At 53.8% G+C, this 251-nt stretch carries 1 protein-coding gene; it reads right to left on the bottom strand.

Translation table 11 applies throughout. From position 1 onward, the window contains the following. On the bottom strand, nucleotides 1-179 hold a 179-nt coding region (locus tag HMPREF2822_RS07675), incomplete at its 3' end, for a transposase (RefSeq protein WP_158014574.1). Nucleotides 180-251: the final 72 nt, after the last annotated feature.

Raw genomic sequence — 251 nt, 5'->3', positions numbered from 1 at the left:
GCCTTGTCACGCATGGTCTTCGTGCGGGCACGTTTGCCGGTGCCGTACTGCTTAAGCCAGGAATAAAGTGAGGAACGATTGACTCCAAGCTCTGCTGAAGCCGCGTGAAGTGAGAGGTCCTCATTGTTTTCGTAGAGGGCCACAGCATCACGTTTGAACTGTTCGGAGTACCTAGGCATGGTGGTAGATTACCTTTCTTCCCAACCCAACCGGGCTGGATATCAGGTGTCTACCAAACAGGGGTCAGGTCC

It is taken from the genome of Corynebacterium sp. HMSC062E11 (genome assembly GCF_001811845.1).
Taxonomy (GTDB): domain Bacteria; phylum Actinomycetota; class Actinomycetes; order Mycobacteriales; family Mycobacteriaceae; genus Corynebacterium; species Corynebacterium hesseae.
The sequence above is the reverse complement of the archived record's forward strand: the minus strand, read 5'-3'. Positions and strand labels throughout refer to the sequence as shown.